The organism is Candidatus Defluviilinea gracilis (genome assembly GCA_016716235.1).
GTDB lineage: Bacteria > Chloroflexota > Anaerolineae > Anaerolineales > Villigracilaceae > Defluviilinea > Defluviilinea gracilis.
In genome coordinates, this window is sequence record JADJWS010000001.1 from 733,170 (window position 1) to 747,361 (window position 14,192).

General features: G+C 58.0%; 14 protein-coding genes. All 14 read right to left on the bottom strand.

What is annotated here, in order from left to right; all coding sequences use genetic code 11:
* Positions 1-11 precede the first annotated feature (11 nt).
* The gene (gene ftsZ, locus IPM31_03455) at positions 12-1,157 is read right to left on the bottom strand and encodes a cell division protein FtsZ (protein MBK9006028.1); all 1,146 of its coding nucleotides are present in this window, start codon (positions 1,155-1,157) and stop codon (positions 12-14) included.
* Between the two features lie 202 nt (positions 1,158-1,359).
* Positions 1,360-2,592, bottom strand: a complete 1,233-nt coding sequence (gene ftsA, locus IPM31_03460) for a cell division protein FtsA (protein MBK9006029.1) — start codon at positions 2,590-2,592, stop codon at positions 1,360-1,362.
* Between the two features lie 90 nt (positions 2,593-2,682).
* Positions 2,683-3,633, bottom strand: a complete 951-nt coding sequence (locus IPM31_03465) for an FtsQ-type POTRA domain-containing protein (protein ID MBK9006030.1) — start codon at positions 3,631-3,633, stop codon at positions 2,683-2,685.
* Positions 3,630-4,715 carry a D-alanine--D-alanine ligase gene (locus IPM31_03470; GenBank protein ID MBK9006031.1) on the bottom strand — a complete coding sequence of 362 codons (1,086 nt, stop codon included), beginning with the start codon at positions 4,713-4,715 and terminating at the stop codon, positions 3,630-3,632. The genes IPM31_03465 and IPM31_03470 overlap by 4 nt, the downstream gene beginning before the upstream one ends.
* 8 nt (positions 4,716-4,723) lie before the next feature.
* Positions 4,724-5,641 carry a UDP-N-acetylmuramate dehydrogenase gene (gene murB / locus IPM31_03475; protein ID MBK9006032.1) on the bottom strand — a complete coding sequence of 306 codons (918 nt, stop codon included), beginning with the start codon at positions 5,639-5,641 and terminating at the stop codon, positions 4,724-4,726.
* Positions 5,642-5,710: 69 nt separating this feature from the next.
* Positions 5,711-5,896 carry a hypothetical protein gene (locus tag IPM31_03480; protein MBK9006033.1) on the bottom strand — a complete coding sequence of 62 codons (186 nt, stop codon included), beginning with the start codon at positions 5,894-5,896 and terminating at the stop codon, positions 5,711-5,713.
* Complete coding sequence (locus IPM31_03485; GenBank protein ID MBK9006034.1) at positions 5,889-6,137, bottom strand: hypothetical protein; 249 nt, start codon at positions 6,135-6,137, stop codon at positions 5,889-5,891. Before IPM31_03485 ends, IPM31_03480 begins: the two co-directional genes overlap by 8 nt.
* A gap of 1 nt (position 6,138) precedes the next feature.
* Positions 6,139-7,533, bottom strand: coding sequence for a UDP-N-acetylmuramate--L-alanine ligase (gene murC / locus IPM31_03490; protein MBK9006035.1), 1,395 nt, complete (start codon positions 7,531-7,533; stop codon positions 6,139-6,141).
* A 77-nt stretch (positions 7,534-7,610) separates the two neighbouring features.
* Positions 7,611-8,138 carry a CvpA family protein gene (locus IPM31_03495; protein MBK9006036.1) on the bottom strand — a complete coding sequence of 176 codons (528 nt, stop codon included), beginning with the start codon at positions 8,136-8,138 and terminating at the stop codon, positions 7,611-7,613.
* Positions 8,138-9,229 carry a UDP-N-acetylglucosamine--N-acetylmuramyl-(pentapeptide) pyrophosphoryl-undecaprenol N-acetylglucosamine transferase gene (locus IPM31_03500; protein MBK9006037.1) on the bottom strand — a complete coding sequence of 364 codons (1,092 nt, stop codon included), beginning with the start codon at positions 9,227-9,229 and terminating at the stop codon, positions 8,138-8,140. Before IPM31_03500 ends, IPM31_03495 begins: the two co-directional genes overlap by 1 nt.
* Positions 9,150-10,397 (bottom strand): cell division protein FtsW, encoded by a 1,248-nt coding sequence (locus IPM31_03505; GenBank protein ID MBK9006038.1) that lies wholly within the window; start codon positions 10,395-10,397, stop codon positions 9,150-9,152. Before IPM31_03505 ends, IPM31_03500 begins: the two co-directional genes overlap by 80 nt.
* The gene (gene murD, locus IPM31_03510; protein MBK9006039.1) at positions 10,376-11,755 is read right to left on the bottom strand and encodes a UDP-N-acetylmuramoyl-L-alanine--D-glutamate ligase; all 1,380 of its coding nucleotides are present in this window, start codon (positions 11,753-11,755) and stop codon (positions 10,376-10,378) included. The genes IPM31_03505 and murD overlap by 22 nt, the downstream gene beginning before the upstream one ends.
* A gap of 25 nt (positions 11,756-11,780) precedes the next feature.
* Positions 11,781-12,773, bottom strand: coding sequence for a phospho-N-acetylmuramoyl-pentapeptide-transferase (locus tag IPM31_03515; GenBank protein MBK9006040.1), 993 nt, complete (start codon positions 12,771-12,773; stop codon positions 11,781-11,783).
* Positions 12,770-14,191 carry a UDP-N-acetylmuramoyl-tripeptide--D-alanyl-D-alanine ligase gene (gene murF / locus IPM31_03520; GenBank protein MBK9006041.1) on the bottom strand — a complete coding sequence of 474 codons (1,422 nt, stop codon included), beginning with the start codon at positions 14,189-14,191 and terminating at the stop codon, positions 12,770-12,772. Before murF ends, IPM31_03515 begins: the two co-directional genes overlap by 4 nt.
* Between the last annotated feature and the right edge of the window lies 1 nt (position 14,192).

The window sequence follows — 14,192 nt, forward strand, 5'->3', positions numbered from 1 at the left end:
CTAACGTTTTTTTATCTTCGATTCCGCAAAAAGGTCGGGATGTCGAGATCGTCTTTGTTGACGGGGGGCAGAGGAGCCGACTTCGCCTCACCAGCCTGCACGTCGGCATGAACCGAGACCGATTCAAGCGGGCGTGAGAACGCCGCCGGCTCCGTCCGCTTGTTCTCGCGCGTGTTGCGTTCGAGCGCGCGGCGCGGCATCGCATTGCGTTCGAAGCCGGTCGCGATCACAGTGATGCGGATGTCGTCGCCCAGGTTCGGATCGATGACCGCGCCGAAGATCATGTTCACATCGGGGTGAGCCGTTTCGCGGATGATCGCCGCGGCTTGATTCACCTCGAAGAGAGTCATATTCGGACCGCCGGTGACGTTGAACAGCACGCCGCGCGCGCCGTCGATCGTGATGTCGAGCAGTTTGGATGAGATCGCATCCTCGGCGGCTTTCTTCGCGCGCTCGTCGCCTGTGCCGGTTCCAACCGCCATGAGAGCGGCGCCGCCTTCGGACATGATCGCGCGCACGTCGGCAAAATCGAGGTTGATGAGACCGGGGATGGTGATCAATTCAGAGATGCCCTGAATGCCTTGATGCAACACATCGTCCGCGAGGCGGAAGGCGTCTTGGAGGGAAGCGCGTTTGTCGGCGATCTGCAATAAGCGATCGTTGGGGATCGCGATCAAGGTATCGGCATGTTCCTTGAACTTGCCGATGCCCGCTTCAGCCGACGATAAACGACGCCCGCCTTCGAATGTGAACGGGCGCGTCACAACGCCGATGGTGAGCGCGCCGCTTTCTTTGGCAATTTGCGCCACAACCGGCGCCGCGCCGGTGCCGGTGCCGCCGCCCATACCCGCGGTGACGAACACCATATCCGCGCCTTGCATCACCTTGTATAACTCATCAGCCGATTCTTCCGCGGCTTTGCGTCCCACTTCCGGGTCGCCGCCCGCGCCAAGGCCGCGCGTCAACTTATCGCCAAGTCGCACGCGCGTGGGCGCTTTCGCATTCTTCAACGCTTGCGCGTCGGTATTCGCAATGATGAATTCAACGCCTTGAATCCCTTCGTCGATCATGCGGTTGACGGCATTCGATCCGCCGCCGCCCACGCCGATCACTTTAATGCGGGCGAATGCTTCTGCTTGTTGCTGGTTGTCTTGCATATTGGTCGAGTCCATGTTGAGCCTCCATCAAACATTGGTTGAATGATACTTGCTTTTGATTCCGCAGCGATAAATTTTAAGGGTGAGAAACGATTCTTTGCCACACATCGTCCCGATCGTCTTCGGGAGAGAACACAGAAAACACCGAGTGTTTATATTTTTTCTCAGAGAACTCTGCGCGCTCTGCGGCTACATACTCTCGCTACGGTAAAATCCTTCCGACAATTTTCTTGATATACCCAAACCCCATGCGTGATTCTCCTTTCCTGCGGCGGTCGCGCCCAATGCTTGTATCTTCATCCTGCATCGAAAGCGCCCATTGCAACAAACCCACACCGGTGGAATACGCCGGCGACCTCAACCGATCCACCAGCCCGGAGAGATTCTCCGGTTGCGCCGAGCGGACCGGCATACCCAACACTTCGCTTGCCACGCGGTTGATGCCCGGCAATGCCGATGTGCCGCCAGTCAACACCATGCCCGCCGGTAACAGACCGTCGTACCCCGATCGTTTGATCTCTTGCAGGATCAACCCAAAGGTCTCCGACACGCGCGCTTCGATGATCTCCGCCAATTCCTGCCGGTTGATCTGCACGGACTTATCCTCGCCAAACGGGCGCACGGAAAAATATTCCTCGAGTCCCACTTCGGCGCGAACGGCATGACCCTGTTGTTTCTTTACGTCCTCGGCTTGCGCAAACGGCAACCGCAGACCATGCGCAATATCCTGGGTGATGTGATTGCCGCCAACCGCGAGCACCATCGTATGCCACACATCGCCGTTGACGTAGATCGCCAAATCCGCCGTGCCGCCGCCGATGTCGCAAACCGCCACCCCCATCTGCCGTTCCTGTTCGGTGAGCACGGCTTCACCGGAGGCAAGCGGGTTCAACACAAACTCTTGAATCTTTACGCCGCCTGCGCCCACGCAATGGCGCAGGTTATCCACTGTGGCGGCAGAGGCGGTGATGATGTGCGCTTCCACTTCGAGGCGATACCCGTGCATCCCTTTCGGGGCGCGGATGCCATCCTGCCCGTCCACTGAAAATCCGCGTTGGATCACGTGGATGATCTCGCGGTCGTTCGGGATCGCCACCGCGCGCGCCTGCTCCATGGCGTGATCAAGATCGTATTGCTCGATCGTCTTCCCATTGACGGCTGATACGCCGCGGCTGTTCACCGACGACACGTGCGCGCCGGCAATGCTCACCAACGCCGAGGTGATCTCCAACCCCGAGGTCGATTCGGCCTTTTTCACCGACCGCGCAATGGCTTGCGTCGCGGCGGCGAGGTCAACGATGACGCCTTTGCGGATTCCATCCGAAGGCTCAATGCCCACGCCCATGATGCGAATGGGGTTGTCCTCCTCCACGCGCCCCACCAGGGTGCAAATTTTTGTCGTACCTACGTCGATGCCAACTACAATTTCTTCCATGGTTCCTTTTCATCTTCACCAGTGACCTCAAGCGGAGAAACCCGCCCGACGACACCATGTTCGCCTTTTTATGTGTTTCTCTGTCTACCTTTACTGATTCATCCGGTAATAGGGCGCGGTCGGATAGGTTACATTGATCAACGCCGGGCGGATGCCGCGCTGGGTTAATGAATTCACCATCGTTTCATACACGCGCATCTTCAGTTCCACATCGCTGGCGGTGGCGCCGAAATAAGCGCGCCAGCCTCGGGGATCGTTCCAGCCAAACCCGTTGACCGAATCGTACAGGATCACCGCGCCAGGCGGGACGTGACTCGCCAGTCCCTTCAACGCCTGCACCATCTCGACCGTGATATACGGAGTCGGCGCCAGCGGATCTGTCCCGCCTCCGATCGCCGGGGGAGCTGATTCAGCCACCACCGAAACGAGTCCCACCATCTCGCCGCGCGGACGATACGCAACGCCGTCCTCGGCGATCCACGTATACGCGCCATTCTGCTCCCAGCGAATAAACGGCTTGCGCTCGACGATATGCGCCGTGACAAGGTTCGGCAGGGATACATTCACCTTCACCGCGGAGATCTCGGGAAAATTGAGCAAGAGGCGCGTCTCCAACTCGGAGGGAGTCAGCATAAAGATGGGTTGACCCGCAACGCCCATCACCGAATTTAGCTCAGCGGGAGTCAGGATTTGGTTGCCAGTCACCTGCGCCTCCGAAACCCTCAACTCAGGGCGGGTGAACGAAAAGTACGCCGCCAAGCCAAGTGTTGCAACCAGGAGGAGCGAAAACGTCCGCCAGTTAAATCGCAGTCGTGGAAACTGGATCGTGGGCAGGTGAATCGCCCTCAAGTTGACGCGCGGCATGGCTAACGCGATATTGAATCGCCGCTTGTTGTGTTTCGGCGCGGGTTTGGGGCGAGGCTTCACAGCGCTTAAGGGGCGCGTCGCCTCGCGCGCGGCGCGTTCGATCGATTTGGTATGCTCGCTCTCGCGTCTCAAACGGACGAGTTCGGCTCGGGACATATATTTTTTGTTATTCATGCGCGGCTCCGATACGTATGCGATGTTTGGTCTCGTTCTGCTTTGCGCTCGAGCGCCAGTTCGATCAACCGGTCGACGAGTGTTGCATAAGGGAGGTGCGAGGCTTCCCACAGCTTCGGGTACATACTGATCGTGGTGAAACCGGGAATGGTATTCAACTCGTTGAGATAAACCTTGTTCGTATCTTTCTCCACAAAAAAATCCACGCGCGCCATCCCCGCGCAATCGATCAGGTGATACGCGCGCACGGCATAAGCGCGGATCTGTTCGGAAACATCCGCAGGCAATTTTGCCGGTATATCCAAACCGGAAGTGCCGTCGATATATTTCGATTCGTACGAGTAAAACTCGCGGCTCGGCAAAATCTCTCCGCACACCGAAGCGGAGGGCTCGTCGTTGCCCAGCACGCTGACCTCGATCTCGCGCGCGTCATTCACGCCGCGTTCGATCAGCACGCGCCGGTCGAACGACGCGGCTTCCATCAAGCCTTCCTGCAAGTCGGAGCGGTTATGACATTTCGTCACGCCCACCGAGGAACCTAGGTTGGCAGGCTTGGTGAACAATGGATACGCGCCAACTTTCTCTGCCTTCTCAAGGACAGCATCCATATTTTTTTCGATCTCCTTGCGCGACGCCAGAACAGACTCGACGATGGGAATATCATTCGCGCGCATCACTTCTTTGAACACGCCTTTGTCCATGCCGACAGAGGAGCCGGTCACGCCCGCGCCGACGTACGCCACATCTGCCATTTCAAACAAGCCTTGAATTGTGCCGTCTTCGCCGAACGTGCCGTGCAGGAGGGGAAAGAATACATCAACAACAGGATACGTGTTACGAGTTGCGTCGGATGGGTCAGGCGATAGAACAAAATGGTCGAGTCCTTCGAGTTTGTTGCGTTCAAACTTTCCGATCACATCCTCGCCCGTCAGCCATTGACCCTCGCGCGTGATGCCGATCTGGGCGACTTCGTACTTGGCGGGGTCAAGCACCGAAAGCACGGAACGCGCGGACATGAGCGAAACATCATGTTCGCCGGAACGTCCGCCAAAGATCACTGCCACTCGAAGTTTCTTTTTCATATCTCTGCTCACCACTCGCCAACCATCTCGATCTCCAACTCCAGGTCGATGCCTTGCTTCTCTTTCACCGTCTTCTGCGCGAGTTGAACCAGCTTGCGGATATCCTCCGCCCGCGTCGCGCCATGATTGACGAAGAAGTTTCCATGCACCGGGCTGATCTCCGCGTTACCGACGCGGGTCCCCTTCAAGCCCGAGGCTTCGATCAGGCGGCCCGCATAATCGCCGGGCGGGTTTTTGAACATCGACCCCATGCTCGCGCCCGGCGGCTGGGTCGTTTTACGATGCGCGCTAAATTGTTGAATCTTGACCGTCGCATCTTCTTTGGTCGAATTCGCCAGACTCAACTCCGCCGACAGCACGATGGCTTTCAACTCGCCGCGTTTCAAAACACTGGCGCGATAGCCATATCCCATTTGTTCGACGGAAAACCGTTCGCGTCCGTTTTCGGTCAGCAGTTCGGTAGAGAGCAAACTACCAGCCACATCTCCGCCGAACGCGCCCGCATTGCCATACACCGCGCCGCCGATGGTGCCGGGGACCGCCGCCGCCCATTCGATGCCGCCGAGTCCCTTCGAGGCGCACCGGTTGGCAAGGTTGCTGAACACCACACCCGATTCGGCAGTGACCGAGGGCTGGTCGCCGGGGTGAAAAGTAACTTTCTTTGCCCGGTTCATCACCACCACCCCACGAACACCCTTATCGCTGACGAGGATGTTCGAGCCACCGCCGATGACGATGAACGGCAGTTCGTTCTTCCATAGAAATTTCACAACCCGCGCCAACGCGGCAACCGAATCGACAGTGACGAACAGGTCGGCAGGACCGCCGATGCGCGCAGAGGTAAACGGCGCAAGAGGCGCATTCTCTTTCACCATCTCGCCGAACTTGGCGATGAGCAGGTCAACGGGGCGGGCTAGGGCAACCATGTTTTTCGAGTCAGCCGGTTGGCTGGCGCATTTCCTTTCTATTTCTCTCTGCGTGTCTACAAATTCCGACTATTCATCCTTCTTGTTCAATTTCTCGATCAACTTCTCGACCGTTTTTTCCTTCGATTCTTTTTCTTCCTCATGCGTCTGCTCGGTTTTCTTTCGACGCGCGTCTTTATCGAAGAAAGAAAGGAGCATTCGCAACGGGGGCAGGAAGAAGATCTCGGGCTTTTCGTGATCTTTTTTCTCAGGCATGACTCCCCGCCATTTCAGGAATCGCAACGCGGGAAAACGGTTGCGGCGATTCGACAGCCAGCCCGGCCAAGGGGCTCGCCAACGCCGGCATGGATTTCATTTTCTCGATCAGTTCAACCGCGAGTTGTTCGTCCGCATTCCACGCGGGGACGCGCGAGGGCACACCGCGCCCGGCGGCGAGTAAAACTTTCCGCAGGCGGAGCAGGTCCAAGGTCCGGAGTTGAAGCGTTTGTCGGGTCATGTCATCTCTCCTTCAGGGTTTTCAAAACTTCCGCGCAGATCTGGTCGGCATCGCCAGCCGATAGCACGATCAACACGTCGTTGGGTTGCAAATTCTTCAATAAATAATCGGTCGCTTGCGGGAGCGTGGCGATGTAACGCGCCGAGGGATGCGGCATACCGCTAACGATCTCCGCCGAGGTGAAATCCTGTTTCGGTTCGCGCGCCGCGTACACTTCGGTGACGATGACTTCATCGGCATCTTTGAAGGCGCGCGAAAATTCGAGATGTAACGCCTGCGCGCGCGAATACGTGTGCGGTTGCCAGACCGCCCAGATGCGGCGTTCGGGATAACGCGCCCGCGCCCCTGCCAGCGTGGCTTTGATTTCGGTGGGATGATGGGCGTAGTCGTCGTACACGCTGACGCCGTTCGCTTCGCCTCTCAACTCGAACCTGCGTCCGGTTCCTGTGAATTTGCTCAATGCCTTTGCGGCTTTTTCGCGCGAAAGTCCCAGCACATCCACGATCGCCAGAGTTGCCAGGGCATTGCGGACGTTGTGCTCGCCCGGTGCCTGCAACGACACCTCCACCGATTCGAGCCCGGCGCTCTTCAAGTTGGAGGAGGCGACGAAGTCGAAGCCGCCGCGTTGGTTGGGCTTCACATCGCGCGCCATCACCCAATGCGGCGCGCTGATGGTGTTATCCATGCGCGCGCCATAGGCAATGACGTTTTTGCCGGCTTTACGCGCAGAGGGGATGAGCGACATTGCGCCGGCATCTTCCACGCAGACGATCAGGGCGCCGTCGGCTGGGAGAAGGTTGATAAAGGTTTCGAAGGATTGTGTCATCGCCTCGAAGGTTGGGAAGAAATCGGGATGGTCGTGCTCGAGGTTGGTGATCACTTCGATCTGCGGTTTCAAACCGAGGAACATGTTGTCGTATTCATCGGCTTCAATGACGAATAAATTGCCTTTTCCGGCGCGGGCGTTGACGCCGAGGTTTTTCGACACACTGCCAATAATGAATGAGGGGTCGCGCTTGAGTTCGGTCAATACCCAGGCGGTCATGGCGGTGGTGGTGGTTTTGCCATGCGTGCCGGCAATGGCAATACCGGTCTTATCTGCCATCAATTCGCCAAGAAAATCCGCGCGTTTGTACACGGGAATATTCTTCTGCAGAGCCGCCTGCACTTCAGGGTTATCATCCGGGATGGCGGAGGAACGCACGACCCAATCGGCTTCCGCCACATTGCGGGCATGATGTCCCACGTACACGGTCGCGCCGGCCTTGCGCACCTCTTCGGCAAACGGAGTCAGCGCGCGGTCAGAGCCGCTCACCGCGTATCCGCTTTCCAGCAGGAGACGGGCGATGGCGGAAAGTCCGCTGCCCCCAATGCCGATGAAATGGACGTGTGTCATGTTAGTTGAGTAGTTTGGTAGTTTGGTAGTTTGGTAGTTAGATAGTTAGATAGTTAGATAGTTTGGTGGTTGGTGGTTTAGATGTAGACAACGATGATGAACACGAAGGCGAGGATGATGGCAAAGTAAATGCCCGGATCGCCGAGGAGCCCAGGCGGCATGTACAACATCATGTTGTTGATCTTGGTCAGTAAATTCGGGTCGGTTGGCGCGGCAACAATTTGTGAAAATGGATATTTCGCCTTGTCCAAATAGAACAGCACACTGCCGGCAATGAAATATCCGTTCACGCCGCCGAGCAGGACGCCGATGACCGTGTCTTGAAAGCGCTCGCGCACCGCGCGCGATGCCAGATGCTGGATGCTGACCACGGTCTGATACCCGAAATAGACCAGCACGGTCAGGACGATGATACGCGCCCAAAACAAGTTAATGTCAGAATCTTGCATACCCGCCACCAGCGGAACATATTTCCGCAAGACGTGGTTGATGGCAAGCGCGAGGATGGCGCTGAATGTGACAAGCAGTTCCTTCGCCCAGCCGCGCATTCCTCCAATGAACCCAAAGAGCAGGACGTACATCCAAAAAACAATATCGATGCTCATCATAGGCTTTTCACTCCTGCCAGTTCGATTAACGCGCTGGCGATCTTCTCTGCGGCGCGCGGATGCGACAATTCAAACATCGCCGCCCGCATGGATTTCAACTTATTCTGGTTCTCGAATAAAACGTTCAAGGTCATCATCAGTTCGGTGTTCAGGCGGTGGTCTTCCAAAATAACCGCCGCGCCGCGCCAGGCAAGGAACTCAGCGTTCACTTTTTGGTAACGCCACGCATAGGGATACGGCACAAGGATGGAAGGCAACCCGAATAATGGGAACTCACCCAACACCGAAGCGCCCGCGCGCGTCAGCGCCACATCTGCCGCGGCAAATGCCGCGCCCATTTCATGCAGGTAGGGCATGGCATGATAACGCGCGGCAAGTTCCATTGGCAGTTGCTCGCGCATTTGTTTTACGTATTGCCAGTCCGGATCGCCAGTGAGATGGATGACCTCGAACTTGGCGAGCAGGTCGCGCAGGTGATTGATCACGGCAAAGTTGATGGAACGCGCGCCTTTGCTTCCGCCGAACGCCAACAGTACGGGCTTTTCGCCGGAGATGCCGAGGTGACGAGTCGCTGTCAATCGGTCCCACAGCGAAAGGTCGGGGCGCAGCGGGTAGCCTGTTTCGCGCACCTTCTTGCGAAAGAACTTTTGCGATTGGCTCGTTGTCACGGCAATCACATCGGCATAGCGGGCAAGGGACTTTAATGCCAGCCCCGGTTCGATATCCGGCGTATAGAGCAGGATCGGTATCGACGCCCCGGCGATGGCGACCGGCGCCGCCACATACCCGCCAGTGAAGAACATCACGTCCGGTTTAAATTCGCGCAGGATGCGGCGAGCGGCAAGGACACCGCGCCCAAGCGTGAGCAGATTGCCCGGCAACGCGGTAAGACCGACGCCGTGCAGACCGGCGGCAGGGACGCTGGTAAAGGCAATACCCTGGCGTTTTACCAGAGATTCCTCCATGCCGCCCTTGCCCCCCACCCAGAGCGTGTCCACGTCGGTGACTTTAGCCGTCAACGCGCTGTGAACGGCGAGCGCGGGATACACTCCGCCTCCCGTCCCTCCGGCGCAAATCAATAACCGCACCGAAAGACCTCCATTCGTTTTCTTCGATCTTTGAACCCTCGCCGCTTTGGCGCGAGATGTTCAACACAATACCGATGGCGCATAACGTGGAAACCAAATTCGAACCGCCCGCGCTGATGAACGGCAGGGCGTTCCCGGCAAACGGCATCAACCCAACCATCACCGCCATGTTGATCGCCGCTTCCAGCCCGATCCAAAAGATCACACCCGAAGCCAGCAGTGTGCCGAGCATATCCGGCGCGCGACGCGCCACAACCAGACCGCGCCAGATCAACGCGCCGTACAACGACATCAACAAAACCGTGCCAAACAAGCCCAGTTCCTCGGCAACGACCGCAAAGATGCTGTCGGTGGGGGCGAACGGGAGACCGGTCAACTTGGTATCCGCTTCGCCCAAGCCCACGCCGAACACGCCGCCTTTGATGATCGCCTCGAACGATCGGCGCACGTGATACGAAGCGTTCGTCGGATCCTGAAAGCCGGCAACGAACGATTCAACGCGGTCGCGCCCGGTGGCGCTGAATTGCACCACCACCCAGCCGATCACGAGCGCCAACAGCAAGAGAAAGATGATCTGTTTGATATCCGCGCCGGCGAGATAAAACAACAAACCGCCGAGGATCAGCACCGTGCCAGCCGCGCTCAAATCGGGTTGCAGGTAGATCAAACCGCAGATAATTCCAAGGATCACGCCCAGCGGAATCAAGCCAAAAGTCACATCGTGCAGGCTGTGCCGCTTCGCGTACAACCATACCGAAAGATAGATCACTGCGATCAACTTCGCCAGTTCCGACGGTTGATACGAACCGTTGAGAAAAGCCCGCACCGCGCCCAAACGCGCTTCGTTAACCAACAACACGCCCACCAACAACCCGATCGTGCCCAGCATGGCGAACACACCCACCTTGCGCCAGATGTGATAATCGAACAATGAAAGCGCGAACGCGCCGATGATTCCCAAACCGAACCAGCGCGCCTGGCGCGCAAACATATAGGTCGACGACCCGTATTCATTGAACGAAAAATCGAACGACGCGGAATACAACATGATCAACCCAAACACCGAGAGCGCCACCACGGTGAGAACCAACGGCACATCCAACCCGCGGCTGAGACTCTTCGCGAACGAAAATGAGATACGATCATTTACGAAAGTTCTTGAACCCATGCTCGAAACCTTTCTCCGCGTTCTTCGAAATCTTTGAACTCATCGAAACTCGTGCCGCCCGGTGAGAGCAACACGACATCGCCCGGCTTTGCGACTTCCGCCGCCTTGCGGACCGCCTCGCGTAAACCCGTCACGCGGAAAAACACACACCGCTTCTCTCCGACGGGGAGGCTGGCTACTGTTTTCTCGATCTTTTCCGCCGCCTCGCCAAAAAGCACCGCGTACGTTACTCGTTCTTGCGCGAGTCGCATCAACTCCTCCCAGGGGAGGTTTTTATCGCGCCCGCCAAGTAAAAGCACGATCGGCTCCTCAAAGGAACGGATGACGGCGATCGTTCGCTCGGGCGCGCTGGCGATCGAATTGTTGTACCAGCGGACTCCGTTCCACTCGCGCACCAACTCCAAGCGATGCGGCACGCCGCGAAAATCTTCAACCGCTTCGCGCATCGCCTCCAATGGAAAGCCCGCCGCATAACCGATGACGAACGCGGCAAGCACATTCGCCACGTTGTAATCGCCGCGCAAATGAATCTTCTCGCGCGGCATGAGAGTGACATTCAATTTGCCGTCGCGCAGATTCAACGAACCATTTTGCAGATAGGCGCCATCCAATCCTTCATCCAGATCGTGAAGGCTGAACGTGACCAACTTTCCTTTCACTTTGCCGCGCAGGTTCCACGCGCCCTTGTCGTCCCGTCCCAACACAGCCACATCCTCCCGCGATTGAAATTCCAAAATGCGACTCTTCGCCGCCGTGTACGCTTCCATCGTGCCGTGACGGTCCAAATGATTCGGCGTGACGTTCAAAATCGCGGCGATATCCGGTGAAAGGGTCATTTGTTCCAATTGAAACGATGAAAGTTCCAGCACGGCAATATCATCGGGTTGCATCTCATCCGCGTAATTCAACAACGGGTCGCCGATGTTGCCGCCGACGAAGGCTTTTTCGCCGTGAACATTCTTTGCCATGTTGCCAACCAATGTCGTCGTCGTTGTCTTCCCTGCCGAGCCGGTGATGCCGACCGTTTTGCACGGCGCGACTTCCATGAAGATCTGCGAATCGTTCGAGAGCGGAATGCCTCGCCCGACCGCTTCCACCACGATCGGCAATGTCAGCGGGACCCCGCCCGAGAGGCACAGCACATCCGTTGAATCCAACAAGTCAAGCGGATGCCCGCCCAGCGCCCAGTCGATCTGATATTCCACCAGCGATTCGCGCGCGAGGCGGAGCTCATCCGCGCCGCGCATATCGCTGACCGTAACGCGCGCGCCATGCAATGAAAGCCAACGCGCCAGGGCAAGCCCCTGCCGGGCGGCGCCTAAAATCAACACGCGGGTATCTTGCCAATTCGTCTTCATACAGTTTCGCGCCACGCAATACTCTTTACACCAACGCCAATCCCATGCCGATCATGGCGGCGAGCAGACCGATCAACCAGAAGCGTTGCACGATCTGCGTTTCGCTCCAGCCGAGCAATTCAAAATGCAAATGGATCGGCGCCATTTTGAAAAAACGTTTGCCCTTGGTAAGGCGGAAGTACGCGATCTGGATCGACACGCTCAACGCCTCGCTCAATGGGATGATGGCGATCACCAGCAACAAGGGCCATTGACCGGTCATCAGCGCCACCACGGCAAGCGTGGAACCGAGCGCCATCGAGCCGGTATCGCCCATGATTAATGCGGCGGGATGCACGTTGAACCATAAAAAACCGAACAACGCGCCGACCACGATGAAGCAGAACTGCGCGAGGTACACCTGCCCGCCGATCAGCGCCACGCCGCCGAACGCGGCAAACGCAGTGGCAGAGATCAAACCGGCGAGACCGTCCAGCCCATCGGTGAAGTTGACCGCGTTCGATTCGCTCACGATCACAAATGCCGCCAGCGGAACGTACCACCAGCCCAGTTCGATCTCATGGCGATACCCGGGCAGGAACATATCCGGCACATCGAGAACGAACTTCAACACGATGCCCGTCCCCACCGCCAGCGCGATCTGCGCCAAAAACTTGGTGCGGATGCGCATCCCATCGCCGCGACGTTTGCCGCGAATACCCTCCCAATCGTCCAGTGCTCCGAGCGCGCCGAACGCGACCATCGCAATGAGCGGGACCAATACCGAGCGCCCGGTCACATCCAAGCCGATCAACGCGGCGGCATTAAGCAAGCCCGTCAATAACAGCACAGGCAGGATGAACAGCACCCCGCCCATGGTGGGCGTTCCCATTTTGATGCGGTGCTGGTCCGGCTCTTCCACGCGGATGATCTTGCCGATCTTGAAATGCCGCAACATGCGGAGCAACGGCATGCCCCAGATCACCGTCATCACAAACGAAAACATCGCCAGCCCGAGCACCAAGGCGGAATGTTTCATGAGCGCATCTCCAACACGTTGGTGATACGGTCCATGCGCAAGCCGCGCGATCCCTTGATCAACACCACATCATCCTTCGACAAATTCGCGTTCAGCCAGTCGACCAACGGCTCGAGGGCGTCGAACTCGAGCACCGACGATTTTTTCATGCCGGCTTTACGCGCCGCCTCGGCGGTGATGCGCGCGCGCTCGCCCAGCGTGAGCAACATCCCCGCCACTTGAGCGGCGCGTAAGCCGACCATCTCATGCCCGCCGCGTTCATACGGACCGAGTTCGAGCATATCCCCAAGGACGGCGATCTTCCTGCCATCCAACTCATCCAGCAAATTCAACGCGGCAAGCATCGATTCCGGCGAAGCGTTGTACGTATCGTCCAGCAACAACGCGCCGGTCTCGCTGCGCACCGCGGCAAGCCGCAATTGCGTATGACCCTGGTTCAAGCCTTCAAGAATTTCCTGCCAGTTCATACCTTCCACCAAGCCAACCGCCGCGGCGCGAAGCGCGGTATGCACCGAATGCCGCCCGATCAGCGGAATCTTCACGTGCAGGGCTTCGCCTTGATAGTGAATGCGAAAACGGATGCCATCCAGACCCAGCCCTTCGACCTGGTCTGCCCACAGATGCGCCTCTTGCGACAAGCCGTAGAAGAAGACTCGCGCCTTCGTTTTCTCTTCCATCCTGCGCACCCACGCATCATCGAAGTTAAGAATTGCCACGCCCTCGGGAGCCGGCGGCAACGCCTGAACTAATTCCGCTTTGCCGCGCGCAATGGCTTCCTGCGACCCGGCGCGCTCCGCATGGACGGTTCCCACGTTCGTCACCACGCCCACTTGAGGCAGGGCAATATCGCACAAAAAGGCGATCTCGCCGGGCACGTAGAATCCCATCTCCATCACGGCGCGTTGATGTCCTTCGCTCAAGCGCAAGACGGTCATCGGCAAGCCGATCTCGTTGTTGAGGTTGCCGGGGCTTTTCAACGCGCGATAGCGCGTGGCGAGCACTTCGGCGATCATTTCTTTGGTGGTCGATTTGCCCACGCTCCCGGTCACGCCGATGACCCGCAAGTTCAACTTGCGCCGCCAAAAACGCGCGATCTGTTGCAAGGCTGTGACCGTGTTCTCCACTCGCAGGCAAAGCGGAATGCTGTAATCCTGGGCGGCGACCGATTCCGGGGTGGCGGCGCGCAGGTCGAAGGTCCGGAAGGAGGCGTCCAAGTCCCGCTGAGTTAAAGCAAAAGACGCCCCCCGCTTGAAGGCTTCAGCGATGAAGGTGTGACCATCCGCTTTCTCGCCGGGGATGGCGACGAACAGCGAGCCGGGAATCACCTGGCGCGAGTCGATCACCGCTTCGGTGATCACCGTTGCGGCGGCGGGTCGGGCGCCCGTGAGGGCTTCGATGGCGTCGGCAATTGTGAGCATG

Bases quoted from the DNA above. Each gene is read 5' to 3' on its own strand.
- ftsZ (MBK9006028.1), bottom strand. From the start codon at position 1,157: ATGCAAGACAACCAGCAACAAGCAGAAGCATTCGCCCGCATTAAAGTG.
- ftsA (MBK9006029.1), bottom strand. From the start codon at position 2,592: ATGGAAGAAATTGTAGTTGGCATCGACGTAGGTACGACAAAAATTTGC.
- IPM31_03465 (MBK9006030.1), bottom strand. From the start codon at position 3,633: ATGAATAACAAAAAATATATGTCCCGAGCCGAACTCGTCCGTTTGAGA.
- IPM31_03470 (MBK9006031.1), bottom strand. From the start codon at position 4,715: ATGAAAAAGAAACTTCGAGTGGCAGTGATCTTTGGCGGACGTTCCGGC.
- murB (MBK9006032.1), bottom strand. From the start codon at position 5,641: ATGGTTGCCCTAGCCCGCCCCGTTGACCTGCTCATCGCCAAGTTCGGC.
- IPM31_03480 (MBK9006033.1), bottom strand. From the start codon at position 5,896: ATGCCTGAGAAAAAAGATCACGAAAAGCCCGAGATCTTCTTCCTGCCC.
- IPM31_03485 (MBK9006034.1), bottom strand. From the start codon at position 6,137: ATGACCCGACAAACGCTTCAACTCCGGACCTTGGACCTGCTCCGCCTG.
- murC (MBK9006035.1), bottom strand. From the start codon at position 7,533: ATGACACACGTCCATTTCATCGGCATTGGGGGCAGCGGACTTTCCGCC.
- IPM31_03495 (MBK9006036.1), bottom strand. From the start codon at position 8,138: ATGAGCATCGATATTGTTTTTTGGATGTACGTCCTGCTCTTTGGGTTC.
- IPM31_03505 (MBK9006038.1), bottom strand. From the start codon at position 10,397: ATGGGTTCAAGAACTTTCGTAAATGATCGTATCTCATTTTCGTTCGCG.
- murD (MBK9006039.1), bottom strand. From the start codon at position 11,755: ATGAAGACGAATTGGCAAGATACCCGCGTGTTGATTTTAGGCGCCGCC.
- IPM31_03515 (MBK9006040.1), bottom strand. From the start codon at position 12,773: ATGAAACATTCCGCCTTGGTGCTCGGGCTGGCGATGTTTTCGTTTGTG.
- murF (MBK9006041.1), bottom strand. From the start codon at position 14,191: ATGCTCACAATTGCCGACGCCATCGAAGCCCTCACGGGCGCCCGACCC.